Here is a 26,461-nt window from a genome sequence, read left to right on the forward strand (position 1 = left end):
GTGTTTGTCTGTTGTTCACTTTACCGCCGCATGACCTCATTATAATCCGTTTTTTGACAGATAACAAGAGTATAAAAGCTCCAAAACCCGTATGAGGGATTTTGGAGCCTGCTGTTTTTTCATCCTGTTTTTTAATACAGACACTTCACCGTGGGATAGATGGTGCGGAACTTCTGGTACTTCTCCTCGTACTTTTTCACCAGCTCCTCCTCCGGCTCAACAGTGTCCACGACCTTCACGATCTTCTCCGCGATGGTCTTCACATCCGGGTACTCGCCGCAGCCCACAGCCGCCAGCATGGCGCCGCCCAGGGCCGGGCCCTCCTCGCTCTCGATCACATCCACCTTCAGATTCATGACATTGGCAATGATCTTCTTCCAGAGAGGGCTCTTGGCTCCTCCGCCGCAGATCTTCGTCCGCTCGATCTGGATGCCCAGACTTCTGGCCACCTCCAGGGAGTCCCGAAGGCCAAAGGCAACACCCTCCAGCACAGCCTGGGTCATATCCTCTCTTGTGGTGTCCATGGACATGCCGATGAACATGGCTCTCGCGTCCGGATTATTGTGAGGAGAGCGCTCTCCCATAAGGTAGGGAAGGAAGAACACATTGTTCTCTCCCAGCTTCTGGATCCCCTCCTGCTCCTTTCCGAAATCCTTTGTCTTTAAAATATCCTCCATCCACCACTTATTGCAGGAGGCAGCGCTGAGCATACATCCCATCAGGTGGTAGTTTCCGTCCGCATGGGCAAAGGAGTGGAGGGCATTGTTCTCATCCACGCCGAAATTCTCGCTGGAGATAAAGATCGTTCCGGATGTGCCCAGGGAAATGTTGCACATGCCGTCTCCTACTGTGCCGGTTCCCACAGCGGCAGCCGCATTGTCCCCGGCGCCCGCAATCACTTTTACGTCGGCTGAAAGTCCCAGCGCTTCCGCTACGTCTTCCTTTAAAGTTCCTACTACTTCGTAGCTCTCATAAAGCTTTGGAAGCATCTCCTCTGTAATGCCGCATATCTCCATCATCTCTTTGGACCAGCAGCGGTTCTTCACATCCATCAGCAGCATGCCTGAGGCGTCTGACACATCTGTGCAGAAGGAGCCGGACAGCCTGTAGGCCAGATAATCCTTGGGCAGCATGATCTTTACAATCTTCGCAAAATTCTCCGGCTCGTGCTTTTTCATCCAGAGGATCTTGGGGGCTGTAAATCCCGCGAAGGCGATGTTGGCTGTGTACTGGGAAAGCTTGTCCTTGCCGATCACATTGTTGAGGTAGTCGGTCTCCTCCCCGGTGCGGCCGTCATTCCAGAGAATGGCCGGCCGGATCACCTGATCATCCTTGTCAAGGGCCACCAGGCCGTGCATCTGCCCGCCAAAGCTGATGCCCGCCACCTTTGACCTGTCAAATCCTTCTGTCAGTTCTCGAATCCCCTCCATGGACTTTTCAAACCAGTCCTCCGGGTTCTGCTCAGACCAGCCCGGATGAGGGAAGAACAAAGGGTACTCCTTTGACACAATATTTTTGATATCTCCTGTCTCGTCCATCAGAAGGAGCTTCACCGCTGATGTGCCGAGATCCACGCCAATATATAACATATGTACCTCCTGAAACAGAGGGCGGGGTTATGCTGTCACCCCGCCCTGTTGTATTGTCAATATAGCTGCTCTTTTACTTATCTCCAGGGATTTTCTGTCGGATATCTCACGCCCGCCGGCTGGTTGTATCCGATCTCGTCCACCGGAACGCCTATGTATTTGAACACTTCATACAGCGCTTTTCCGTGATGTCCGAAAGCGACTGCCCCGTGATGCGGGAAGCCTCCCTCGATCAGCACATGGCGGTAGAAGCGTCCCATCTCCGGAATAGCGAACACGCCGATTGCTCCGAAGGATCTGGATGCCACCGGAAGCACCTCGCCCTGCGCGATGTACGCACGGAGGATGTTGTCTGATGTGCTCTGCAGGCGGAAGAATGTGATATCGCCTGGAACGATGTCTCCCTCCAGAGTTCCCTGTGTCACTTCCTCAGGCAGCGTTCTTGCCATGATCTTCTGGTACTTCATCTCGCAGAAGGACAGCTTTGAGGAGGCTGTGTTTCCGCAGTGGAAGCCCATGAACACATCCTGAAGTGTGTAGTTGTATTTGCCCTTGATATCCTCGTTGTACATATCCTTGGGCACGCTGTTGTTGATGTCAAGCAGGGTGACTGTATCGTTGCTCACAACGGTTCCGATGAACTCGCTGAGAGCTCCGTAAATATCCACCTCGCAGGACACCGGAATGCCCTGGGCTGTCAGGCGGCTGTTTACATAGCAGGGCACAAAGCCGAACTGTGTCTGGAATGCAGGCCAGCATTTTCCGGCGATCGCCACATATTTTCTGTAGCCTCTGTGCTCCTCCACCCAGTCTTTTAAAGTCAGCTCATACTGAGCCAGCTTGGACAGGATCTCCGGCTTCTTGTTTCCGGCTCCCAGCTCCTCTTCCATCTCCTTGACAATGGCGGGAATTCTCTCGTCCCCTGCGTGCTTATTGAAAGCCTCGAACAGGTCGAGCTCTGAGTTCTCCTCGATCTCCACGCCGATGTTGTAGAGCTGCTTGATAGGTGCGTTGCAGGCGAGGAAGTTCAGCGGACGGGGTCCGAAGGAGATGATCTTTAAGTTGTTCAGTCCCACAATTGCTTTTGCGATCGGAACAAACTCGTGGATCATGTCCGCGCAGTCCTCAGCGTCGCCTACCGGATACTCCGGAATGTAGGCTCCTACGTTGCGCAGCTTCAGGTTATAGCTTGCGTTGAGCATACCGCAGTATGCGTCTCCTCTTCCGTCCAGAAGGTCATTTCCTGACTCCTCCGCAGCGGCGATGAACATCTTCGGTCCGTCAAAGTGCTTTGCAAGCAGTGTCTCGGAGATCTCCGGTCCGAAGTTTCCAAGGTATACGCACAGAGCATTGCAGCCTGCCTTCTTGATATCCTCAAGAGCCTGCACCATGTGGATCTCACTCTCCACGATGCAGATAGGACATTCATAGATCTCCTCTGAGCCGTACTTCTCTGTGTAGGCTTTCATCAGGTTCTGTCTTCTCGTCACAGACAGACTCTCCGGGAAACAGTCACGGCTTACAGCCACAACTCCGATTTTTACTTCTGGCATGTTGTTCATAGTGTTTCATTCCTCCTTTAAATTTTATCAAACATTCTACAGTGTGATGTTCTCTCCTTTTAATCCGTTAAACGCGCCCTCGATCTTTGCTTCCTCGTGGGCGATAAGCCACTTATTCTTTGCGGTGATGAGCCTGTCCTCCCCGTCTTTTCCCACAGGGAAGGTCAGGTCCGTGTTGGTGTCCTTAGGCAGCACGACTACCACGCGGAAGCCTTCCTTGTCCCCCACTGTACAGGGAGCGTAGTGAAGCGTTGTGGCATACACCTCTATGGCTGTCCCGGCAGGAACAAGAAATGCCTCCACCTTCGATGTATCGTAGGTGTAATCCGGCTCCACATCCTGCTGCTTTCCGATCAGCAGGATAGCATCCGTCACTGCCACATTGATCTCTGACGAGCGGTGATACTCCAATGCGTTGAGCTTTTTATTGTTTCCATTGCAGTATCCGATCTCGATCGGCAGACCACCAAACCCACGGTTTTTCAGTTCCTCCGCCACCGGAAGGGTCTCCAGCTCCTCCACAGAGGGCACATAGATGACATCGTCAGCGGGCAGGGGCGTGTGCTCCATCTCCTTTAACAGGCGGCCGAAATCATAGCCTTCCAGCACCTTGCCGTATGCCCTGAAGGACGCATCCGTCACTTTCTGGATCTGCATGTCCATCTCCTCCTTCTTTTATTCACTAAAGTCAGTATATCAACATTTTTTATTGAATACCACCAATTTTTTGTGCTCTTTATGGCAAATTCTTATCTTTTTGCACTCTTCTCTCTGCTATTTTGTATCACATTGTTTTGGGGAAAATAAAAAACAACAACTCACATCATCTGACAGCAGCATATGCCGCTTACACGAAAAGATAAAGATATTTAACAGATACCTGTTTTGGGGCAGGATAAAGCTAAAGAGCCATCCGCTCTTTGATTATGTGTACTTCATTTTCAAGATGTGTAACCCGAAGAAGCAGCAGTTCCTTCTCATTGTCTACTTTCAGCGCGTCATCCAGCTTTCTCGATAAGTCAAGATGTCCCTCCGCAATTATTCTGATCCCGCGGTTTGTCTCGTTCTCCAGCGTGGTCTCGATCCGGGTCAACCTCTGCTTCACTCCACCCATTTCTTCTCTCATGGAACCAATCTCTGACCGCATGGAGCCCATCTCCTGCTTCAGGCCACTGATATTCTGCTTTACATCGCTCATATCCAGCCTGAGTTCACGGATATCTTCACGAAGGGGACTGATTTTTGCTTCCAGCATTTCTCCTATTGAGATCAACAATTCCTGGCTTGTCATATTCTGTTCACCTCCTTGCCGTAAATCTTTTGAGTAAATGGATTATAGCACAGGGAGAGGCAGATGTCCAGCTTCACATAACACATGGATACACAAAAAAGAGAACGGCGGTCTGCAAAACTGCCGTTCCCTCTGCATGTAACATTTGTTCTCTGTTTATCTGGAATTCTTCTTGGACTCCACGTCGAAGATAACAGCCGCCAGAACAACCAGACCCTTTACAACCTTCTGCCAGTTCATGTCGATACCCATGATAGACATACCAAGGTTGATGACACCCATCAGCGTAGCACCGATGATAACGCCGGGGATAGTTCCGCTTCCGCCGTATGCGGATGCGCCGCCGATGAAACAGGATCCGATGGCGTCCATCTCGTAGCTGTCACCGGCTGTCGGGTTAGCAGAGTTCAGACGGGCGATGGTCACCATACCTGCAACTGCTGCCAGAAGTCCCATGTTGGCGTAGGCGAAGAAGTACACCTTGTTTGTGTTGATACCGGAGAGCTGTGCAGCCTTCTCATTTCCACCGATGGCGTACAGGTGACGTCCGATGGTTGTCTTGGATGTGATGTACCCGTAAATGAGGACGATCACAGCGATCCAAAGGAGCATGTTGGGAAGACCCTTGTACTGTGCCAGTCTCCACATAAAGCCGATGATAACAATGCTGATGATAGCGCAGCGGATAATGTCGTTGCTTGCCTTGTTCACCGCGTAGCCCTTCTTGACCTTGGACATTCTTCCCTTGAATGTGATGAAGATAAAGACAGCTGCCGCGATCACACCGATGAGCACACAGGTAATGTTCAGTCCCTGACCTCCGAAGAAGTCAATGATGTAGCTGTTGAACAGGTTCAGGTAGCCCTGGGGCATAGGCGCGATGGTGAAGCCGTCCAGCACGATGTTGGAGAGACCTCTGAACATGAGCATACCTGCCAGAGTTACAACGAATGGAGGGATACGCCTGTAGGCGATCCAGAAGCCCTGCCATACGCCGATGGCCAGTCCTACCGCCAGCATGACAATGATACCGATGAACACATTCATCTTCATGTTAACCATGACCGTAGCGCCCACAGCGCCCACGAAGCAGACTACAGATCCCACGCTCAGATCGATGTTACCGCCTGTCAGGATACAGAGCAGCATACCTGTTGCCAGGATGAATACATACGCGTTCTGCGCGATCAGGTTGTTGACGTTCTGCGGCAGGAGCATCCTTCCGCCTGTCTGCCATGCAAAAAACAATACCACAATGACCAGGACAATGACCATTGTATACTTCTTCAAAAATTCTGATACTTTACTCTTTTCCATAGCTATTCTCCTTTGCTCGATTTCAAGATGCGTGACATGATCAGTTCCTGGGTTGCCTCTTCCCCGCTCAGCTCTCCCACCATCTTTCCTTCATTCATGATGTAGATGCGGTCTGACATGCCGAGGACCTCGGGAAGCTCGGAGGAGATCATGATCACGGATTTCCCCTGCGCCACCAGATCGTTGATGATGCAGTAGATCTCATACTTGGCTCCCACGTCGATACCTCTTGTGGGCTCGTCCAGGATCAGCACATCCGGCTCAGCGAACATCCATTTTGCCAGGAGCACCTTCTGCTGGTTACCACCGCTCAGGTTCCCTACGTTCTGCTCCACTGAGGGGCATTTTGTCCGCAGCTTTTCGCGGTATTCCTCCGCAACGGCGATCTCCTTGTCGTTGTCGATGACACCGTGGCTGCTGACTCCTTCCAGATTCGCAAGAGTGGTATTGACACGGATAGGATTGCTCAGGATCAGTCCGTTCCCCTTCCGGTCTTCTGTCACGTAGGCCAGTTTATGTTTGATAGCATCCTTTACAGAGTGGAGATGCACTTCTTTTCCATTTATAAACAGCTGTCCGGAAATGTTTTTGCCGTAGCTCTTTCCAAAGATGCTCATGGCCAGCTCGGTACGTCCTGCACCCATCAGTCCGGAGATACCGAGAACCTCTCCCTTTCTCACGTACATGGATACGTTGTCCACGACTTTTCTCTCAGAATACAGCGGGTGATGCACGGTCCAGTTCTTTACCTCCAGGGCCACATCCCCGATATTTTTCTTCTCCCTCTTGGGGAAACGGTCCGTCAGCTCACGGCCAACCATCCCCTTGATGATCCTGTCCTCCGTAAAGGTGTCCTTCTTTTTGTCCAGCGTCTCAATGGTAGAGCCGTCACGGATTACAGTGATTTTATCTGCCACATAGGCAATCTCATTTAATTTGTGTGAGATAATGATCGAAGTCATGCCCTGCTTCTTGAACTCCAGCAGAAGATCCAGGAGCGCCTGGGAATCCTCCTCGTTCAGAGAAGATGTGGGCTCATCGAGAATGAGCAGCTTCGCGTTCTTGGCCAGAGCCTTGGCGATCTCCACAAGCTGCTGCTTGCCGGTTCCAATGTCTTTGATAAGTGTGCGGGAGGACTCTTTCAGTCCTACCTGCTTCAGGTATTTGTCCGCCTCCCCGTATGTTCTGCTCCAGTCGATGGCAAAGGATTTTCCCTGCTCATTTCCCAGATACATATTTTCACCGATCGTCATCTCCGGTACAAGAGCCAGCTCCTGGTGGATGATAACGATGCCTTTTTCTTCGCTGTCTTTGATCTTGTTAAATTTACAAACTTCTCCGTTGTATATGATATCTCCCTCATAGCTGCCGTACGGGTAGATACCGCTTAAGACGTTCATCAGTGTGGATTTCCCGGCTCCGTTCTCACCCACAAGAGCGTGGACCTCGCCCTCCTCCACCTGCAGATTTACATTGTCAAGTGCCTTGACGCCGGGGAAAGTCTTGGTAATATTTTTCATCTCCAACAGGATATTTGCCAATGTTCTCCCTCCCTTTCCTTCATAAAACAGGCGGGCCACTCGTTCCCGCCTGCATTTTCACAAGTTACATTTTCACTCTTACTGAATATCGGATGCCTCATAGTATCCGGAGTCAATCAGCATCTCTTCGTAGTTGTCGATGGTTACAACTGTAGGCTCGCAGAGGTATGTAGGAATGACACCTGTTCCGTTGTCGTAGGACTCTGTATCGTTTACTTCTGCTTCCTCGCCGCCCATGATGGCGTCTACCATCTTAACGGTCTGCTCTGCAAGGAGACGTGTGTCTTTGAATACAGACATTGCCTGCTTGCCGGCTACAATGTTCTTAACGTTCGGCATATCGCAGTCCTGACCTGTGATGATCGGCCACTCGCCTGTGTAGTTTGCCTCAAGAGAGTTCTCAACACCAAGTGCTGTGGAGTCGTTGGAGCAAAGTACAGCGTCAAGCTGCTTGTCTGCGTAGTTGGAGCTTAAGATCGCATCCATTCTGGACTGAGCCTTCTCTGTGGACCAGTCTGCTGTAGCGCACTGCTCTTTTGTCGTCTGTCCGGACTGAACAACCAGCTTTCCTTCGTCAATGTAGGGCTGAAGGACATCCATAGCGCCGCCGAAGAAGAAGTTTACGTTGTTGTCACCCGGGTCACCTGTGAAGATCTCGATATTGAAAGGTCCTGCCTGGTTCTCAAGGTCGAGAGCGTCCACCAGGTACTCGCCCTGCTTCTGGCCAACTAAGTAGTTGTCGAATGTGGCATAGTATTTAACAGCTGTCGTGTTCATGATCAGACGGTCGTAGGAGATAACCGGAATACCCTGCTCCTCTGCTGTTGCCAGAGGTGTTCCGAGAGACTCGCCGTCGATGGAGCCGATAACCAGAAGGTCGCAGCCACCGGAGATCATGTTCTCAATCTGGGAAACCTGTGTGGCGATATCGTTGTTCGCGAACTGAAGGTCAACCTCGTATCCGGCATCCTCCAGCTGTTTCTTCATGTTCTCGCCGTCCTGGTTCCATCTCTGCAGATCCTTTGTCGGCATGGCAACGCCGATCTTTCCTGATCCGGCCTCAGTCTGTTTGTCATCGCTTCCGGAGGTAGCTCCGCCGCTTCCCTCGCTTGAGCATGCAGCCAGAGATGCTGTCATCGCAGCGATCAGGCCGATTGCCAGAAGTCTCTTTGTTCTGTTTTTCATAATATCGTTCCTCCATTCATTTAAGAATTATTTGATGGTATTACTATAACAGGATGTCATCTGGACATGTTTGCAAAGGTCTGCACAAATTTACGAAAATTCAGGTTCAAAAAAGGGACTAGCACATTTTTGTGCTTGTCCCTGTTAAAAATGTCCTATTGACACGTGCTGTTCCCGTCTCTTTTTGTCAGTTTTCTACATTCAGGTATACCTCTTCCCTGGAGTGGAAGCCCGAGGAAATGATCACCCTGTCCATATTCTCCTTTGTCACGGCCACCGGCTCCAGCCCGTAGTAGGGAACCTTCTGTCCATCCTCATTTTCTTTCACGTCGGAAGCATCCAGCAGGTCTCCCGTGATCTGTTCCCCTTTTGCCAGCTTTACGGTGCACTCCGCCGCCTCCTTGGCCAGATCGTTGATGGGCTTGAAGACGGTCATGGCCTGGGTTCCCTCCACGATTCTCTGGCAGGCCTCCAGATCCGCGTCCTGGCCAACCACCACCACATCCCCGGCAAGCTGTCTCTCGCTCAGGGACCGGATCACATAGCCGGCCAGCCCATCGTTTCCGCACATAACCGCATCGATCTGCTCCTCCGTCCCCGCAAAGGCATCCGCCACGGCCTGGGTGCCGTTCTCCGGAGTCCAGGATTTCACATGGCTCTTGTACACGATCTTCCAGGGCCCCTCGCCCAGCTCCGCCTCAAAGCCGTTCACCACGTCCATGCTGTTGGAGTCTGCCTCCGGGCCGCAGATCATGACTACATTTCCTCCATCCGGGAGATTTTCTTTGATGCTCTGGGCCATCAGGGCACCCACCATCTCGTTGTCCACCGTGATGTACAGATCCGTCTGCTCCCCCTGGATGAGCCTGTCGTAGGAGATGACCTGAATTCCCTTGTTTCGGGCGTCCTTGACCTCCTCTGACAGAGCGTAGCAGTCTGTCGCCACAACGACGATGGCGTCCATGTTCTCCTCCGTGAATTTGCGGATCTGTGCCTTCTGCTTCTCCACGTCCCCGTTGGCTGTCTGCACGTCCACTGTGGCTCCCAGCTTCCGGGCCGTGTCCACGAACACATCCCTGTCCCTCGTCCAGCGCTCCAGCACAAAGGTGTCAAAGGTGATGCCGATGCGGATCCCCTCGTCCGTCTCCTTTTCCATCTCCCCGGAGGGCTCCTGGGAGGTCTCCTGAGAGGTGTCCGCGCAGGCGGTCAGAAGGAGACCCGCCGCCGCGATCAGGGCGGCTGCAGCTGCAGCCAGTCTTTTTAGTTTCATCATATAGATACACCCCCTCGGTACTCTGTCGGCGTCATGCCTGTCCACTTTTTAAAAATGCGGCTGAAATAGTTGGGATCCTGGTAGCCCGCGTCATGGCAGATCTCCTTGATGCTCCTGTCGGTGGTCCCCAGCTGCTCCTTGGCGTAATCCATCCGCAGCTTTGTCGTGTACTCTATGTAGCCCGTCCCCTCGGACTCCTTAAAGAGCTTGCTCAGGTAGTAGGGGCTGATCCCCACCTCCCTGGCCATCTCCTCCAGGGACAGCTCCTTGTTAAAATGCTCCGCAATGTACTGCTTTGCCTGCTCCACCACGCTGTCTGTCTTTGTCTGCTGCTTCCGGGCAATGTGGCAGACGCTCTCGTCCAGCTTTTTCAAAAACCAGTGCCGCAGCTCCTGGTAAGAGTTAAAGGAGAGGAGGAGCTCCATATACCCCTCTCTGTCCTCAAACCGGTACTCGGAGAGGCCTCCCTGCATATAGGCAAGATGCTCCGCCCAGAGGACAAACTCCATAGCCTTCAGCCGGACCACGTTCTTCAGCTTCGGCTCGTAGCCCTGCATCCAGTCCATATACCGCTCGCCCAGGATTCGGGTGTTCTCCACATCCCCCTCCCGGACGGCCTCAAAGAGCTGCTTCTCAAGATCAACGGGATAGTCGTCGGCATAGCCGCAGCTCGTGGAGATATCCTTCGCGTGGATCACCTTTCCCACTGTCTGGTGCACGCTCTCCAGGGCCTCACGATAGGACTCCTCCATCTCCTTCCAGCTCTTCACCGTGCCGATACCGGCCTTGAACTTCAGCTCCGTCTGCTGCTCCAGCTTCCGCAGGAGAGCCCGGGTGTTCTCGATCTTCATGACCCGCTGGCTGTACTCCTCCTCCTCGCTCTGACACGGAATGAGCACGATCACCTTGTTGGCCATGAGGGCTCCCACGATTCCTCCGGTGGCCTCCTTTACTGTCTCCCGGAAGACCATGTAATGCTTCTGCAGCTTAATGCCCGAGCCCACCGTGTTGGTCAGCTCTCCTCTGTGCAGCTCATCACCGCACTCGATCACCATGACGTAGCCGTACTCCTCCTCCACGTTGAGGAGGTCCCGGTATCCGACGTACTCCTCCTTGCCGGTTCCCTCCATGAGAACGCTGTACACAAAACCGCTCTCGATCATGGGGACGACGGCCTCCAGCTTTTCCTTGATCCGCAGGTCGTTTCTGGCCTTCTCCCGGCGGTCCCGCACCTGCTTCATGGCCTTTCTCAGGGTGTCCGTCAGCGTATCCCGGTTGATGGGCTTGGTCAGATAGGACAGGACGCCCACGTCGATGGATTTCTGGGTATACTCAAACTTATCATAGGCAGTCAGCACGATAAAGACCACATGCTTGTCTTCCTTTCGTATCTCCTGCATGGCCTCCAGCCCATTGATACCCGGCATCTGGATATCCATCAGGATGATATCCGGGTGAAAGCTCTCAGCCAGCTCTATGGCCGTCCTTCCGTTTCGCGCGAACTCCAGCTCGCACTCATCACCGAAGGCCTTCTCGATCATAAACTGAAGAGATTGCCTGACAATTCCCTCATCGTCACAGATCAGTATTCTCGTCATCCTCTAGCTCCTCCCCTTTCTTCGGAATGTACAGCGTTACCGCCGTTCCCCCCTCTTCTCTTCTCCTGATCTCAAACACATGCTGTCTGCCATAGTAGCTGCGCAGCCGGTTGATCACATTGTCCAGGCCGATTCCCTCCGAGTCCCGGCCGCTCATGCTGTGGACGCTCTCTCCTCGCATGACCTTAGCCGCGGTCTCGGGCTCGATCCCCACTCCGTTGTCCGTGATCTCTATGCACACCTCGGCCTCATTCCCAAAGACAGACAGGTGGATGACTCCCTCACCCTCCATCTCACGGATACCGTGGTTGACAGCATTTTCGATGATGGGCTGCAGGATCATGCTGGGCATGGAAATGTCCAGAAGCCTCTCATCGATCTGTCTGCTGTAGTGGATATCCCCCGCAAACCTTACGTTCAGGATGTAAATGTAGCTGTCCACAAGCTGCAGCTCCTCCCGCAGGGTCACGTCCTTCTCCATCTTCCGGACATTGTACCGGAAGAAATCCGCCATGTTCTGGATGAACATACAGGCCTTCTCTGCCCCCTCCATCATGGCCAGCTGGGCGCCGGCATTCAGACTGTTAAAAAGGAAATGGGGGTTGATCTGTGCCTGCAGGTACTTGAGCTGGGCCTCCTTCAGGTCGTTTTTCATCCGCAGCTCATTGGCCACAAGCTCATTCTCCCTCTCATAGTTTCTCTTTGTCTCTTCTATATAATTGCGGATGCTGCCGATCATCTTGTTGCAGGCCTTGGCCACGGCAGTCACCTCATCGCCGGTCTCCACAATAGGGAAATCCACATCCATATTTCCCTGGGCGATCTCAGTGGCCACGCCAGCCAGCTCGATCAGGGGCTTCGTAATGCTCCTGGTCATCATGATGATCCATCCCACCGCGATCGCCATGACTCCGAAGAGAACGCAGATGCTGAAGCCGGTGGTATAGCTTAAGATCACCCGCAGCGTAGAGTAGTTCTTGGCGTTGCTCACAAACGTCGAGGTATTGACGCTGCTTATGTTGGCCTGGATATAGCCGTATATCTCCTCCGTCTCCTGGTAGGACTCGCGGACTCCCGCCGCGTCCCTTCCCCTCTTTCTGTCCACCGCCTCGTCCGCCACCTCCAGATAGGTCTGGGACAGGTAATAGATATTTTTCTCCGCCAGCTTCACCGGATCGCCGCTGACCTGATTGTTCAGTCCGTCCAGAAGCTCCTGATAGTCCTGGCTGTACCGGTAATAGTCCTCCAGGGAGTCCGAGCTCTTTGTGCTCAGATACTGATAGAGAGAATTCTGGATTTCCCCCACGTTCTCTGACAGGTCGTTAAACTGGATATTGCTGTTGTAGACCGTATCCATCTCCCGTATAGTCCTGTTCAGATTATAGTAGATAAAAATCACAATGACAAAAACCGTGACCGACACAATGAGGAATATCTCCACCAGCTTCACACGTATTGACTTTGACTGGGATCCCTCCATCTCTTACTCCCCGCTTTCTTCCTGGATATACTCTTCCACGTTTGCCTCATTGACCAGCTTCACAGACACCGGAAAGTACTCGCTTGTGTATCTCTGGGACAGATACTCCTCCATGGCCTGCATGCACAGCTCCCCTGCCTCCCTGGCATCCACCACAATGGTGGACTCGATGATGCCCTTCTGGATACCCTCCAGTATTTCCGGGGAGGAGTAGTAGCCGATGATCTTCACCTTCCCCACCAGGTTGTAATCCCTGACACACTGGTAGGCGCTGATGGTGTCCACCACATTCAGGCAGACAAGCACATCCGGGCGGCTCTCCTCGTCCAGCAGAAGGCTGCGCACCCGCTCCTCTGACAGGAACTCCCTGTCTTCCCCTGTCCGCACCGTGGACACGGATATAGCTCCGGAGGCACGGCCAACCGTCTCACTGATGCCGGTGTAGATAAAGCTGGGTGAGGTTTCCTCCTCGTTCACCGGCACGAGCACCGCGGCGCTCGCGCTGGTCCTGTCACTTCCCACCGCCTTCAGCACCTCCTGCCCGTACATCTCACCCAGAGTATAATCATTGGCCCCCACGTAGCTGACCCGGCCGCTCTCCGGAATATCCTCCATCAGCGTGACGACGGGGATGCCCGCCTCCTCCGCCTGGCCGATCAACTCCTCTATATCCTTCGTGTCGTCCGTCTCCACAATGATCCCGTCCACTCTTGAGTCTATCGCCATGCGCATCAGCTCCGAGGCCGTGTAGTCCTCGTTCAGCAGAGCGCCGAAATTCTCCGCGTAGATGCCGGCACTGGCGCCGGTGCTTCTGGCCTCTTCATAGAGAGACTCCCAGAACACGTCCGATGTATCTCCGCTGACCATGGCCACATGGTAGGCATAGCTCTGTCCATCGTCCGCGTCCCCCTTCTTCCCGTCTCTGTCCTGGTTCAGAAACACACTGAATCCGACCATGATACTCAGGGCAAGGAGGACCGTGGCTGCCATGACCACATACATCAGCCGGTTGTTATCTTTAAAATACTTCATTCCCTGTCAGTCCCCTTTTCGAAATCTGCTCGGCAGCACCCCATACTTCTCCCTGAACGCTCTGGAAAAGGACTTGCTGTTTGGGAAGCCGCACCGCACCGCGATCTCCCCTATGGAGAGATCCGTCCTCTCAAGCTGCTCCATGCCGTGCTCCAGGCGGATGCCGTCCAGGTAGGCCTTATAGTTTGTCCTGGCATACTTTCGGAACATCCTGGAGAGATAGGTGGGCGAGTAGCCAAAGGTTCTGGCCAGCGTCTCCAGGGACAGCTCCTTATTATAGTTCTTTTTCATATAATCCGTGATGGCGGACAGGCGGTTCAGCTTTTTCCCAATGCGCACCATCTCCGGATTGACCTCCATCTTCCGGTACTTTGTCACCAAGATGTAGATCAGCATGTAGAACTGGCTCTGTACCTTCAGCTCGTAGCCACATTCCCTGGCCCTGTAGGTCCGGTACATATCCTCGATGAGCTTCATCACCTCGTCGTCCTGGAGCCTGGAGCTGCGGGAAAAATAAATAAACCGCTCATCAGTGTAGTAATTTTCAAACGTAGAGAGCGGTATCTGCAGCACGATAGTCTGGTTTGCCCTTGGCGAAAATACAGAGTGTACCTCGTTGGAATTGACCAGCATAAACTCACCGGGCCTTAAGGGATATTCCTCCTCATTGATGAAGAACGTCAGCTCCCCCTCAAAGAGGGCGAATATCTCTATGGACCGATGCCAGTGCTTCTGCCTTATGTAGTTTCCGTCCTTCCCCTCGAACACAAAAAGCTTGAAGGGGATGTCCTCGTTGGGTCTTATGATCTCGTGGGAATATTCCATAAAAGCACCTCCGGCTGTTTCTGTGAGTCAGTCTATTCTCCTCCCAGGCGCCCTGCGACAAACCAGCCGGCCACAAATGCCACAATGCCCGCGGCAAGTGTGAGGATCGAGAACGTGCTCCAGTCGATCTTGATGAGGATCGCCAGGGGAGACGCCACGATCAGGCCGATGATGGCGTAGTACGCGTGGATCTCTGCCCGGGCAAAAATAAATTCTATGATCTTGGCGATCAGAAAAATTCCCAGCAGCACGCCGATGCCAAAGGGAATCAGTATGCCGCACCGCACCAGAAGCTCCGGCACGTCAAAGGCAAACAGGGCGTCCATAAACTGGTTGATGGTCCGAAGGATCGTATCGTAATAGCCCAGCAGCATCAGCATCATGGAGCCGCTCACACCCGGAATAACCATCGTGGCCGCGGCGATAATCCCCACCAGCAGCAGCTTGATCTCGTTGATCAGGGTAAAGCTCACATCCGCCGCCTTTCCCCCTGTCTCCCCCATGACAGCCATCAGGATGACAATGGCAAAGAACACGAGAAGCGGAATCATCCTGCTGACGGTCGGCCTGTGGCCCTTCACCTTCTGGAAGATAAAGGGAAGGCTGCCGGCGATGAGTCCGCAGAAGGCAAAGTTCGTCGGGATCGGATACACCTCCAGAAGAAACTCGAACACCCTGGACAGGATCACAATGGCAAGCGCCGCCCCTATCAGAATGGGAAGGATCAGCTTCATGCTCTTTCCAAATTCACTCTTCAGATGGGTGATGGCGTGGATCAGCCTGTCGTAAAGTCCCATGGCGACCATCATGGTTCCGCCGCTGACTCCCGGTATGATATTGGCCACTCCGACCACAACTCCCTGTAATATAAGTCTTAACATGTTTTATTCCCCTTTTGAAAGATATTGTTCCAGGAAGGCAAAGAGCTTTTCCATCTCCTCATCCGTTCCCACTGTGATGCGCATGTACTGGCGGATTCTCTCGCTATCCCACCAGCGTACGTAGATGCCCTCTCTCTTCAGCGCCTCAAAGAGCTCCCTCGCGTCGCAGTCCGGATGGGTAGCAAAGAGGAAGTTGGCGCTGGACCTTGTACAGGAAAAGCCAAGGCTTCCAAGCCTCTCCATGGCTCTCTCCCGCGTGGCTTTGATCTTCTCCACCGTCTCCTCAAAATAGGCCCGGTCCTTTACCGCCTCCGCCCCGCACACGAGGGAGGCACGGTTCAGAGTGTAGGAGTTGAATGAGTATTTCACATCGTTCAGATACCGGATCAGCTTCGGATTCGCAATGGCATATCCGATGCGCATGCCCGCCATGGACCGGGACTTGGAGAAGGTCTGGGTCACGATAAGATTGTCGTACCGGTCCACCAGCTCCACAGCCGATGGCCCCGCATAGTCTATGTAGGCCTCGTCCACAATGACGATCACATCCCGGTTGTGGCGGAGGATATCCTCCACAAGCTCCAGATCCTCGTAGAGGGCCGTGGGTGCGTTGGGGTTGGGAAAAATGACGCCCCCGTTCTCCCCGTAGTAGTCCTCCCGAACGATTCGAAACTGCTCATCCACCCTCTTGCACTCATACGGGATGCGGTACAGCTGGGCCCATACCTTGTAGAAGGAGTAGGTGATGTCCGGAAAAAGGATCGGTTTATCCGAGTTGAAAAAGGTGAGGAAGCACAGGGACAGGACATCGTCGGAGCCCACTCCCACGAACACCTGATCTCTTCCCACCTTGTAGAAATCCGCGATGGCGTCCACCAGCACGCTGCAGGCCGGATCCGGATACAGGCGGAAATCCGCCGTGTCAAGCTCCTTAAGAGCCCGCTCCACCCCCGGCGCCGGGGGGTAGGGATTTTCATTTGTATTCAGCTTGACCACCCTCTGCCGGGGCTGCTCACCCGGCACGTAGGGTTCCACTTTCCGTATATTTCGCTCAAATGCTTCCATGCGTTGTCCGTCCTCTCTAGAAATACTCTTTGGCCAGCTCCCTGAACCCCGGAAGCGAATTCACAATGGTCTCGTGGGACACGCAGTAGGCCAGCCGCACGTAGCCCGGGCAGGCAAAGGAGCTTCCAGGCACCATGAGGATGTGGTATTTCTTGGCCGCCGCGCAGAATTCCTTCTCATCCTCCACCGGAGATTTTACAAAGAGGTAGAAGGCCCCCTCCGGCTTGATGCACTCAAAGCCGCACTCCTTCAGGCCGCCGTAGAGAGTCTCCCGGTTCCTGTCGTAGAAGGAGATGTCTGTCTCCTCGTCGATGCACTTTGCCACCACCTTCTGCTGCAGAGTGGGGGCGTTCACAAATCCCAGGATGCGGGTGGCCACATTGGCGGCAGAGAGCACGGTCTCGCTGTCCGTCACCTCGTCCGGGATGACCAGGTAGCCGATTCGCTCTCCCGGCAGGGACAGGGACTTGCTGTAGGAATAGCCGACAATCGTGTTGGCGTAGTATTTCGTCAGATAGGGAACCTCCACTTTGTCGTACACCAGCTCACGGTAAGGCTCATCGGAGATGAGGTAAATATCTGTTCCGAACTCCTTCTGCTTTGCCTCCATGATGGCCGCCAGCCTTTTGATGGTATCCTCAGAGTACACGACACCGGTTGGGTTGTTGGGGGTGTTGACAATAACCGCCTTTGTCTTCGGGGTGATCTTTGTCTCGAACTCGTCCAGTTTGGGCTGGAAGGTGGCTGTGTCGGGAGATACCTCTACGAGAACTCCGTCATAGTTGTTCGTGTAGGAGCGGTACTCTCCAAAGTAGGGCGCAAAGGTAATGACCTCGTCCCCCGGGTTCAGCAATGTCTTCAGGATCACGTTGAGCCCCCCTGCTGCCCCAACGGTCATGATTATGTTTTTTCCCTCAAAGGAGGTTCCGAAACGCCGGTTCAAGGACTGGGCCACTGTCTCTCTCACGTCCGCGTAGCCGCTGTTGCTGTTGGTGTAGCCGTGGAGCACCACCGGGTCCTCCTCATCAAGAAGCTCGATAATCGCCTTCTTCACAGAGGCGGGAGCCGGGACATTGGGATTGCCCAGGCTGAAATCATATACATTCTCCGCTCCAAACTTCTCCGCCATCCTTGTGCCCTCCTCGAACATGGCACGGATTGCTGAGCTGTTTGCCACCATTCCCTTCATCTTATCTGCGATCATTTCTTTTTCCTCCTTATCCTGCACCTGGTTCTGCCTGCCCCGCCCTTTCCGGCGCGCCTGCAGACCCTAATTTTTTTCTGTCACAACGCCCTTTTCCACCATGAACACAGGCCTGTAGGAGCGCTTTGCCTTGCGCAGTCCCTCGTCCCCCGTGTCCTCCTCCCGGTTCACATACCTGTAGTCCATGCACTCATGCTCCACAAACTGCTGGTTGATCATGGTGTAGGCTCCCTGCACATCCGGGAAGGCCTTCTCAATATGCACCACAAAGGTGTCGGAGCAGACCGGCTCCCCTATGGTGAAGGCCACGATCTGTCCGTCCACCCTGAGGATGCCTCCCGTCAGCTCCAGCTCCCTGAAAAGCCGCAGGGAGTTGAGTGTGACGCACATCTCGGAGTTCTTCTCCGGATCGTCGTCACAGCCGTTCTGGTTCCTCCACTTCAGCGCCATCTGGAAGCACTCCTCCACATTGTCGCCTGACATGGTCTCATAGCTCCACCGCCCCTCGTAGAGAGACTTGAACTTGTTGATGTGATTCCGCTTGCCGTGGAGCTTCTTGCCCGCCAGGGTGCAGAGCTTCTCTGACTCGTACACATAGTCGGCCAGATCCTCGTTGTACTCAATCTGGAACCGTCCCGGATACCATGCCTCGATCTGCTCAAAATGATCCGGGGTCACGTTGTACAGCCGGAAGGGCACGCCCCGCTCCTGGCTGTACTGGTACAGCGTATCCAGCGCCTTCTTCACGTTCTCCGGCTCTCCCGCCGGGTAGGCGAAGGCAAAGCTGTTCTCATCCTCGCTCTTGAAGACGAGCGTGTCCTCAATGATGGCAAAGGTCACATTGTAGAACCTTGCCCAGAGAAATACATTCACAAAGGTCCGCTCACAGCTGCGGCTGGTGTGATGCTTAAAATAATGGGAAATCACTTCCTTGTCCTCCAGCTGGGGCCTCTTAAAATCAAATTCCAACATACAATATCAGTCCTTATTCTCCTTAAACTCTGTCTATTCTTCGTTCATATTCGCCAGCTTGGCCGCCTGGTCCGCCGCGATCAGGCTGTCGATGATCTCGTCCAGATCCCCGTTCATCACACTGTCCAGCTTGTGGAGGGTAAGCTTGATCCGGTGGTCTGTCACTCGTCCCTGGGGGAAGTTGTAGGTCCGGATCTTCTCGGACCGGTCCCCTGTGCCGATCTGACTTCTGCGGGCCTCCGCCTGGGATGCCTGCTGCTTCTCCAGCTCCAGGTCATAGAGCTTGGATCTCAGGAGCCGGAAGGCCTTCTCCTTGTTCTGGAGCTGGGACTTCTCTGTCTGGCTGTAGATCACGATGCCTGTGGGGTAGTGGGTCAGACGGACAGCCGAGTCCGTGGTGTTGACGCACTGTCCGCCGTTTCCGGAGGCTCGCATGACGTCGATGCGGATATCCTTCTCATCGATGACCACGTCCACATCCTCCGCCTCGGGCATGATGGCCACGGTGATGGTGGATGTGTGAATGCGGCCGCCGCTCTCTGTCTCCGGCACCCTCTGCACACGGTGGACGCCGCTCTCGTACTTCAGCCTGGAGTAGGCCCCCTGGCCGGTGATCATAAAGACCACCTCCTTGAAGCCGCCGATGCCGTTCTCATTGACAGAGATCAGCTCTGTCTTCCACCTGCGGCTCTCCGCGTAGTGGACGTACATGCGGTAGATCTCGGCTGCGAAGAGAGCCGCCTCATCGCCGCCCGCTCCGGCGCGGATCTCCACGATAACGTTCTTGTCATCGTTGGGGTCCTTGGGGAGAAGGAGGATCTTCAGCTTCTGCTCCAGCTCCTCCACTCTGGCCTTGGACTCACTCAGCTCCTCCTTGGCCAGCTCCTTCATCTCCTCGTCTGTCTCTTCCTCCAGCATCACCAGGCTGTCCTCGATGGCCTGGTTGTTTGCCTTGTACTCTTTATATGCCTCCACAATAGGGGCCAGGTCATTCTGCTCCTTCATCAGCTTCCGGAAGCGGTCCTGATTGTCCGCCACGCCCGGCTCTGACAGCTCGTTCATGATTTCCTCATAGCGCACGAGCAGATCGTCCAATTTATCAAACATGTTCTCTCCTCCTACTATTCATTGCACTTTATTTATTGTACATGCCCATGACAACACGGTCAAGTCCGGCCAGATCCTTTTTCCCCTGGATGCAGGTAAATCCGGCCTCCGCAAGGAGCCGGGACACGTCCTTACTCTGGTCATGTCCGACCTCCAGGAGAACCCATCCGCCCCGCTTCAGATGCCGGCCCGCCTCATCGGCAATCCGGCGATAGAAGTAAAGGCCGTCCTCGTGGCCGTCCAGGGCGATGTAGGGGTCGTGCAGCCGCACTTCCTCCTGCAGCCCCTCTATGACGCCGCGCCTGATGTAGGGCGGGTTGGACACGATCATGTCGTAGGAGCCTTCGATCCTCTCAAAAAGGTCACTGTGTATCAGGCGTACCTGCGCCCCCAGCGCCCGGCAGTTCTCCCTCGCTGTGTCAAGGGCCTCCGCCGAGATGTCTGCCGCGTCAAAACAGCGATCCGGGAACACCTTCCCCTGCTTTTTTCCTATTAAATAGAGGCTGGCGGCGATGCACCCGGAACCGGTGCAAAGATCCAGTACCTCCATCTCCGGCTCCAGCTTCTCCAGAGCGCACTCCACCAACGTCTCCGTGTCCTGCCTTGGGATCAGCACGTGCTCATTGACACGGAAGGGATATCCCATGAATTCCTGCTGCCCGGTGATGTGCTGCAGAGGGATCCTGGCGGCCCGCTTCTCCACCGCCTCGTGGTAGGCCCGCACTTTCTCCTCCGGCAGCACCTGGAAGGGATCCATCATGTAGTCCTGGACAGTGATGCCGGCGGCATACTCCAGAAGAAGTCTGGCGTCCAGGTGCGCCTCCTCGATCCCGGCCTCAAACAGCTTTTCCGCCGCCTCCCTCACAAGGGCCCTAAGCTGCCCGGTCTGTGCCAAAGTTTTCTCTCTCATATTCCCTCCAGTCAAAGACAGCCTCCACCGCCTGGATGGCCACCTCGATCATACTGTCATCCGGCTCCTTTGTGGTCAGTCTCTGTATGCCAAGTCCCGGCATGCTGAGCAGATTAATGACCGGATTGTCTGAATTTCCCGCGGCCTTGAGCACCTCGTAGGAAATCCCCGCGATGACCGGCAGAAGGGCGATGCGCACGGCCCCCCGCATGACCGGGGACTCCACCTGGACGAGGAGCAGCAGGATGATGCTGATCAGCAGGACAAAGAAGAGAAAGCTGGTGCCGCATCTCTTGTGCTGCCTGGAGCTGATCCGCACGTTCTCCACCGTCAGGGGAAGGCCGTGCTCAATGCAGTTGATGCACTTGTGCTCCGCCCCGTGGTACATAAAGGTGCGCTGGATATCCTCCGTCCTGGAAATGAGGAGGATATAGACGATAAAGATACCGATGCGCACGAAGCCTTCGATCACGGTTCGCACATGATAGGAGGGGACAAGGGGCTCCAAAAGTCCGGACAGGAAATAGGGAAGCACCATGAAGATGCCCACCGCCAGCACAACGGAGAAAGCCACAACGCCCCGCATGATCCACTTTTCCTGTCTCTCCTTTTGCTCCTCCTGGTCCTTTGTCAGCTCCTTTTTCTCTTCCTCCTCGTCCTCAAAAAAGCTGGCCGACCAGGTGAGGGTCTTCATCCCCAGCACAAGGGAATCTACAAAATTGAAAATCCCCCGGATAAAGGGAACCCTTGCCAGGGCGCCCACTCTGCCGGCGATCCCCGTGTAGCGGTCCCGGCTCACCTCGATCTGTCCGTCCGGCTTCCTCACCGCCACGGCATACTCCTCTCTGTGCTTCATCATGATCCCTTCCAGGACCGCCTGGCCGCCTATATTCGAAGATTTCATAGATGTCCTCCTTAATTCCTGCTATGAAAAAGGGTTGAGATCGTAAAATCTCAACCCTTTCACTGTCATCTTATTTGTCCAGGCCGTATTTCTTGTTGAACTTATCTACACGTCCGCGAGCCTGAGCGGCTTTCTGCTGTCCTGTGTAGAACGGATGGCACTTGGAGCAGATTTCTACGTGGATATCTTCTTTTGTAGAACCGGTCACAAATGTGTTTCCACAGTTGCATGTTACAGTTGCCTGATAGTAAGCTGGATGTATTCCTTCTTTCATTGCCTTTCACCTCTTCTTTATTCTCTCGCGCCAGAGCGCAATAATCTTATTCTTTTTCTAAACAGCTCTGTAATTGTATCACAAAACTTTACTCTTGTCTAGATTATTTTTGTCTTTTTTACAAGCTGCACAAGCTCCCTGTTGGACCGGGTGCGTGTGAACATGTTGAGGATATTGTCTACGGCCTCCTCCGCCCTCATGCCGTTGAGAGCACGGCGCATGGATGTGACGGCCTCCTGCTCTTCCCTTGAAAGAAGCAGATCCTCCCGCCTTGTGCCGGACTGGGGAATGTCGATAGCCGGGAACATACGCCTCTCAGACAGCTTTCTGTCCAGCACAAGCTCCATGTTTCCTGTTCCCTTGAACTCCTCGTAGATCACATCGTCCATCTTGCTTCCCGTGTCCACAAGGGCTGTGGCCAGGATCGTCAGGCTTCCGCCCTCCCGGATGTTTCTGGCCGCTCCGAAGAACCTCTTGGGCATGTGCAGGGCCGCCGGATCCAGACCTCCGGAGAGGGTGCGCCCTGAAGGCGGCACGATCAAGTTGTAGGCCCTGGCCAGCCTGGTGATGCTGTCCAGAAGGATCATCACGTCCTTGCCGTGCTCCACAAGCCTCTTGGCCCGCTCGATCACCATCTCGGACACCCTCTTGTGGTGATCCGGCAGCTCATCAAAGGTGGAGTAGATGACCTCCACGTTCTTTCCCGCGATGGTCTCCTTGATGTCTGTCACCTCCTCGGGGCGCTCGTCGATGAGGAGGATGAGCAGATGGATCTCCGGATTATTCCTCTTGACAGAGAGGGCCACCTCCTTGAGGAGGGTAGTCTTTCCTGCCTTCGGCGGGGACACGATCATACCTCTCTGCCCTTTTCCGATGGGGGAGAGCAGATCCATGATACGCATGGCTGTGCTGCTCCTGCCGCTCTCAAGGGACAGCCGCTCGTTGGGGAAGATGGGGGTCAGATCCTCAAAGTTGGGCCTTCTGGCCGCCACGGCGGGATGGATATCATTGATCCTGGACAGGTACAGAAGAGCGCTGAATTTCTCCTGCTGTGTCTTGATCCTCGTGTTTCCCTCCAGGATATCCCCGGTCTTCAGATTAAATCTGCGGATCTGGGAGGGGGACACGTACACGTCGTTGTCCCCGGGCAGATAGTTCTCGCACCGGATGAAACCGTACCCGTCGGGCATGACCTCCAGGATGCCGTGGGCTGTAATGCCGCTGTCCAGGCGGTCTATGTCATGGATCTCCCGGTCTCCCGTGTTGGCGGACAGCTCTTTTACATTGTCCTCAGTCAGCTTCACCTGGTTCATATCAGAGTGGTTTGCGTTCACATTTTTCATATTTTTGCGATGCCCCTCCTGGCGGTGCTGATCAGACCTCTCATGCCTGTCCCCCCGCGAGGCGCTTCTGTTCTCCGCAGGTCTGTCGGCAGATTTCTCCTCCGCCTTCTCCGCTTTCTGTTTATCCTTTTCATCCTCCTCAAGCATACGCTCGATAAGCTCCGCCTTCTTCAGGCCGGAGATACCTTTCAGTCCTCTCGCTTTCGCAAGATCCTTCAGCGTGGCAAGGGAAAGAGACTCATATTTTTCTCGCATATAAACTAATCCTTTCTTTCACTGTTTGTTTATCTTTATGTTTTCGGGATTGTTAGTCTGACTTGACCGAACTGAAATATAGGCTTATTATACAATACCTTTCCCGATTTTTAAACCCCCAATTTTATAGAAATGTTTTTTATTGCGCCGCAAATAAATGAATGTTATGATTATAAGCGGTATAAAAAGACGAAAAGAAGAAGGTGGAATTCATATGACATTACAGGAAAAAGCCCTTGAAATGCACAGAGAATGGAACGGAAAGCTGGAGACGACGGCCAAGGCCCACGTCAGCTCCCGGGAGGATCTGTCCATCGCCTACACACCTGGCGTGGCGGAGCCCTGCAAAGTGATCGCAGAGAACAAGGAGGCGGCCTACACTTACACCATGAAGGCCAACACAGTGGCCGTGGTGTCTGACGGGAGCGCGGTCCTTGGTCTCGGAAACATTGGCGCCCTGGCAGCCATGCCCGTCATGGAGGGGAAGGCAGTCCTCTTCAAGGAGTTCGGCGGCGTCAACGCGGTGCCCATCTGCCTGGACACCCAGGACACGGAGGAGATCATCAAAACAGTGGTCAACATCGCCCCCGCCTTCGGCGGCATCAACCTGGAGGACATCAGTGCCCCCCGCTGCTTTGAGATCGAGTCCCGCTTAAAAGAGCTCCTTAATATCCCGGTGTTCCACGATGACCAGCACGGGACAGCTATCGTAGTGCTGGCAGGTATCATCAACGCCATGAAAGTGACGGGAAAGAAAAAGGAAGACGTGCAGGTGGTAGTGAACGGCGCCGGAAGCGCCGGCGTGGCCATCACCAAGCTGCTCCTCACCTACGGCTTCCCCCATGTGACCATGTGCGATATTAACGGCATCATCGGGGAGCACTCTGAAAATCTCAACTGGATGCAAAAGGAGATGGCCAAGGTCACCAACCTGGAAAAGAAGACCGGCACACTGGCAGACGCTCTCAAAGGAGCCGACATCTTCGTGGGCGTGTCCGCACCCGGCATCGTGACACAGGAGATGGTGGCGTCCATGAACAAGGACTCTATCCTCTTTGCCATGGCAAACCCGGTTCCGGAGATCATGCCGGATCTGGCCAGGGAGGCCGGCGCGAGAGTCGTGGGAACAGGCCGCTCTGACTTCCCCAATCAGGTCAACAACGTAGTCGCCTTCCCGGGCATCTTCAAGGGAGCTCTGGAGGGGCGGGCCACCCAGATCACGGAGGAGATGAAGCTGGCCGCCGCCCACGCCATCGCAGGCCTGGTGCCGGACGAGGAGCTGAGCGAGGACAACATCCTTCCGGAGGCCTTTGACCCCCGCGTGGCAGACGTGGTGAGCAGAGCCGTAAAGGAACTGATCTAGTGGAAAATCTGACGGAAGCTCTGGCGAGAAAGCCCGTATACTGGAGCGGCAGGCCCTACCACAGCCTGGACTACCACATCCGGCAGACCTTCGGGGAAAAGCTCTACAAGATCTCCCTGGACGCCGGTCTCACCTGCCCCAACCGGGACGGCACCCTGGGCGAGAGGGGCTGCATCTTCTGCAGCCAGGGTGGCTCCGGGGATTTCGCCTCGGACCGGCGCCTGTCCATCACGGAGCAGATCGAGTCCGGGAAGCAGCAGTCAGCCGGAAAATTTAAAGGAAGCGGCTACATCGCCTACTTCCAGGCCTACACCAACACCTACGGGCCTGTGTCCCGGCTGCGCCGCCTCTTCCTGGAGGCGGCCTCCCACCCGGATATCCGGGCCCTCTCCATCGCCACCAGGCCGGACTGCCTGGGACATAAGGTGCTGGAGCTCCTCAAAGAGGTAAACCAGATCAAGCCGGTGTGGGTGGAGCTTGGCCTGCAGACCATCCACGAGAGGACTGCCGCCTTCATCCGCAGAGGCTACACATTTCCCGTGTTTGAGCAGGCTGTCCGGGACCTGCGGGCCGCCGGGCTGGATGTGATCGTCCACGTGATCCTCTTTCTCCCGGGGGAGACGCAGGAAGATATGTACCAGACCATCCGTCAGCTGAACCGGATGGATATCCAGGGCATAAAGCTGCAGCTTCTGCATATTTTAAAAGGGACAGATCTGGCTGGCTTCTATGAGTCGCACCCCTTTTTCATCCCCTGCATGGAGGACTATTTCCGGGTGCTGGGGGGCTGCCTTGGCATGCTGCGCCCCGACATCGTCATCCACAGGCTCACGGGAGACGGTCCAAAGGAGCTTCTCATCGCACCCCTGTGGACCGGAAACAAGCGGTACGTGCTGAACCAGTTCCACGCCTATCTGAAACGCCAGCATATCTGGCAGGGAAGGAGTTATATACATGTCTGAACCATTTACACTATACAAGCTGATCATACTGTACATGCTGGACAAAGTGGATTTTCCGCTGACAAACGCCCAGATCTCCGGGTTTATCCTGGACAAGGGCTACACCACCTACTTCAAACTCCAGCAGGCTCTTTCCGAGCTGACTGAGTCCGGATTTATCCGGGAGGAGGCGACCCACAGCAGGACCTTCTACCATCTGACTGAGGACGGCGAGGAGACCATCCACTTCTTCCGGAACAAGATCTCCGATGCCATCCAGAAGGACATCGACGAATTCCTGAAGGAAAAGCACTATGAGCTGAAAAATGAAGTGTCCGTGAAGTCCGACTATTTCCCCGGCTCCGGCGCGGAATTCACGGTCCGCTGCCAGGTCATCGAGAACAACCAGCCTCTCATCGACCTGACCCTGACCGTCCCCTCTGAGGCGGAGGCGGAGACTATCTCCAACAACTGGAGTAAAAAAAACCAGGAGATCTATGCACTCATCATGCAAAATCTCCTGTAAAGCATCTGATTTATTCCGGGAAG

General features: G+C 54.4%; 24 protein-coding genes. 3 read left to right on the top strand and 21 right to left on the bottom strand.

Features of this window, described 5'->3' with window-relative positions:
- Nucleotides 1–131 precede the first annotated feature (131 nt).
- The 21 genes from xylB to rho form a co-directional block, all read right to left on the bottom strand.
- Nucleotides 132–1,589: a xylulokinase gene (gene xylB / locus NI21_RS0100415; protein ID WP_033124270.1), complete on the bottom strand. Its 1,458-nt coding sequence runs from the start codon at nt 1,587–1,589 to the stop codon at nt 132–134.
- Between the two features lie 77 nt (nt 1,590–1,666).
- Nucleotides 1,667–3,151, bottom strand: coding sequence for an L-fucose/L-arabinose isomerase family protein (locus NI21_RS0100420; protein WP_033124271.1), 1,485 nt, complete (start codon nt 3,149–3,151; stop codon nt 1,667–1,669).
- A 36-nt stretch (nt 3,152–3,187) separates the two neighbouring features.
- A complete protein-coding gene (locus NI21_RS0100425) occupies nt 3,188–3,808 on the bottom strand; it encodes a DUF4867 family protein (RefSeq protein WP_033124272.1) in 621 nt (206 codons plus the stop codon).
- Nucleotides 3,809–4,052: 244 nt separating this feature from the next.
- Nucleotides 4,053–4,442: a hypothetical protein gene (locus NI21_RS0100430; protein ID WP_033124273.1), complete on the bottom strand. Its 390-nt coding sequence runs from the start codon at nt 4,440–4,442 to the stop codon at nt 4,053–4,055.
- Nucleotides 4,443–4,598: 156 nt separating this feature from the next.
- On the bottom strand, nt 4,599–5,759 hold the full coding sequence (mmsB, locus tag NI21_RS0100435) for a multiple monosaccharide ABC transporter permease (protein ID WP_033124274.1): 1,161 nt from the start codon (nt 5,757–5,759) through the stop codon (nt 4,599–4,601).
- A 2-nt stretch (nt 5,760–5,761) separates the two neighbouring features.
- Nucleotides 5,762–7,279, bottom strand: coding sequence for a multiple monosaccharide ABC transporter ATP-binding protein (gene mmsA / locus NI21_RS0100440; protein WP_369792750.1), 1,518 nt, complete (start codon nt 7,277–7,279; stop codon nt 5,762–5,764).
- Between the two features lie 99 nt (nt 7,280–7,378).
- Nucleotides 7,379–8,485 (bottom strand): multiple monosaccharide ABC transporter substrate-binding protein, encoded by a 1,107-nt coding sequence (chvE, locus tag NI21_RS0100445; RefSeq protein ID WP_033124276.1) that lies wholly within the window; start codon nt 8,483–8,485, stop codon nt 7,379–7,381.
- A 187-nt stretch (nt 8,486–8,672) separates the two neighbouring features.
- Nucleotides 8,673–9,758, bottom strand: a complete 1,086-nt coding sequence (locus NI21_RS0100450) for a sugar ABC transporter substrate-binding protein (RefSeq protein WP_052083733.1) — start codon at nt 9,756–9,758, stop codon at nt 8,673–8,675.
- Nucleotides 9,755–11,356 carry a response regulator gene (locus NI21_RS0100455; RefSeq protein WP_033124277.1) on the bottom strand — a complete coding sequence of 534 codons (1,602 nt, stop codon included), beginning with the start codon at nt 11,354–11,356 and terminating at the stop codon, nt 9,755–9,757. The genes NI21_RS0100450 and NI21_RS0100455 overlap by 4 nt, the downstream gene beginning before the upstream one ends.
- Nucleotides 11,334–12,836 carry a sensor histidine kinase gene (locus NI21_RS0100460; protein ID WP_033124278.1) on the bottom strand — a complete coding sequence of 501 codons (1,503 nt, stop codon included), beginning with the start codon at nt 12,834–12,836 and terminating at the stop codon, nt 11,334–11,336. The genes NI21_RS0100455 and NI21_RS0100460 overlap by 23 nt, the downstream gene beginning before the upstream one ends.
- A 3-nt stretch (nt 12,837–12,839) precedes the next feature.
- Nucleotides 12,840–13,868, bottom strand: coding sequence for a substrate-binding domain-containing protein (locus NI21_RS0100465; RefSeq protein ID WP_033124279.1), 1,029 nt, complete (start codon nt 13,866–13,868; stop codon nt 12,840–12,842).
- 6 nt (nt 13,869–13,874) lie between these two features.
- Nucleotides 13,875–14,693: an AraC family transcriptional regulator gene (locus NI21_RS0100470; RefSeq protein WP_033124280.1), complete on the bottom strand. Its 819-nt coding sequence runs from the start codon at nt 14,691–14,693 to the stop codon at nt 13,875–13,877.
- Nucleotides 14,694–14,725: 32 nt separating this feature from the next.
- Nucleotides 14,726–15,574 (bottom strand): DUF368 domain-containing protein, encoded by an 849-nt coding sequence (locus NI21_RS0100475; protein WP_033124281.1) that lies wholly within the window; start codon nt 15,572–15,574, stop codon nt 14,726–14,728.
- Nucleotides 15,575–15,577: 3 nt separating this feature from the next.
- Entirely contained in the window at nt 15,578–16,639 is a 1,062-nt protein-coding gene (gene hisC / locus NI21_RS0100480) for a histidinol-phosphate transaminase (protein ID WP_033124282.1), read from the bottom strand.
- A gap of 16 nt (nt 16,640–16,655) precedes the next feature.
- The gene (locus tag NI21_RS0100485; protein WP_033124283.1) at nt 16,656–17,843 is read right to left on the bottom strand and encodes a pyridoxal phosphate-dependent aminotransferase; all 1,188 of its coding nucleotides are present in this window, start codon (nt 17,841–17,843) and stop codon (nt 16,656–16,658) included.
- A gap of 66 nt (nt 17,844–17,909) precedes the next feature.
- Complete coding sequence (locus NI21_RS0100490; protein ID WP_033124284.1) at nt 17,910–18,815, bottom strand: DUF2156 domain-containing protein; 906 nt, start codon at nt 18,813–18,815, stop codon at nt 17,910–17,912.
- Nucleotides 18,816–18,848: 33 nt separating this feature from the next.
- Nucleotides 18,849–19,922: a peptide chain release factor 1 gene (gene prfA / locus NI21_RS0100495; protein ID WP_033124285.1), complete on the bottom strand. Its 1,074-nt coding sequence runs from the start codon at nt 19,920–19,922 to the stop codon at nt 18,849–18,851.
- Nucleotides 19,923–19,950: 28 nt separating this feature from the next.
- On the bottom strand, nt 19,951–20,832 hold the full coding sequence (prmC, locus tag NI21_RS0100500; protein WP_033124286.1) for a peptide chain release factor N(5)-glutamine methyltransferase: 882 nt from the start codon (nt 20,830–20,832) through the stop codon (nt 19,951–19,953).
- On the bottom strand, nt 20,795–21,736 hold the full coding sequence (locus NI21_RS0100505; protein ID WP_033124287.1) for a DUF1385 domain-containing protein: 942 nt from the start codon (nt 21,734–21,736) through the stop codon (nt 20,795–20,797). Before NI21_RS0100505 ends, prmC begins: the two co-directional genes overlap by 38 nt.
- A gap of 70 nt (nt 21,737–21,806) precedes the next feature.
- A complete protein-coding gene (rpmE, locus tag NI21_RS0100510) occupies nt 21,807–22,010 on the bottom strand; it encodes a 50S ribosomal protein L31 (protein ID WP_033124288.1) in 204 nt (67 codons plus the stop codon).
- A gap of 98 nt (nt 22,011–22,108) precedes the next feature.
- Nucleotides 22,109–23,608, bottom strand: coding sequence for a transcription termination factor Rho (rho, locus tag NI21_RS0100515; RefSeq protein WP_033124289.1), 1,500 nt, complete (start codon nt 23,606–23,608; stop codon nt 22,109–22,111).
- 214 nt (nt 23,609–23,822) lie between these two features.
- Here rho and NI21_RS0100520 point away from each other — a divergent pair, with 214 nt between their 5' ends.
- From NI21_RS0100520 to NI21_RS0100530, 3 genes are read left to right on the top strand one after another with little or no spacing between them, the layout of a single operon-like run.
- On the top strand, nt 23,823–24,971 hold the full coding sequence (locus NI21_RS0100520) for an NADP-dependent malic enzyme (RefSeq protein WP_033124290.1): 1,149 nt from the start codon (nt 23,823–23,825) through the stop codon (nt 24,969–24,971).
- Complete coding sequence (locus NI21_RS0100525; protein ID WP_347562484.1) at nt 24,971–25,933, top strand: TIGR01212 family radical SAM protein; 963 nt, start codon at nt 24,971–24,973, stop codon at nt 25,931–25,933. The genes NI21_RS0100520 and NI21_RS0100525 overlap by 1 nt, the downstream gene beginning before the upstream one ends.
- On the top strand, nt 25,926–26,438 hold the full coding sequence (locus tag NI21_RS0100530; protein ID WP_033124291.1) for a DUF4364 family protein: 513 nt from the start codon (nt 25,926–25,928) through the stop codon (nt 26,436–26,438). The genes NI21_RS0100525 and NI21_RS0100530 overlap by 8 nt, the downstream gene beginning before the upstream one ends.
- The last annotated feature ends 23 nt before the right edge of the window (nt 26,439–26,461 follow it).

It is taken from the genome of Eubacterium sp. ER2 (assembly GCF_000765215.1).
Taxonomy (GTDB): domain Bacteria; phylum Bacillota; class Clostridia; order Lachnospirales; family Lachnospiraceae; genus Claveliimonas; species Claveliimonas intestinigallinarum.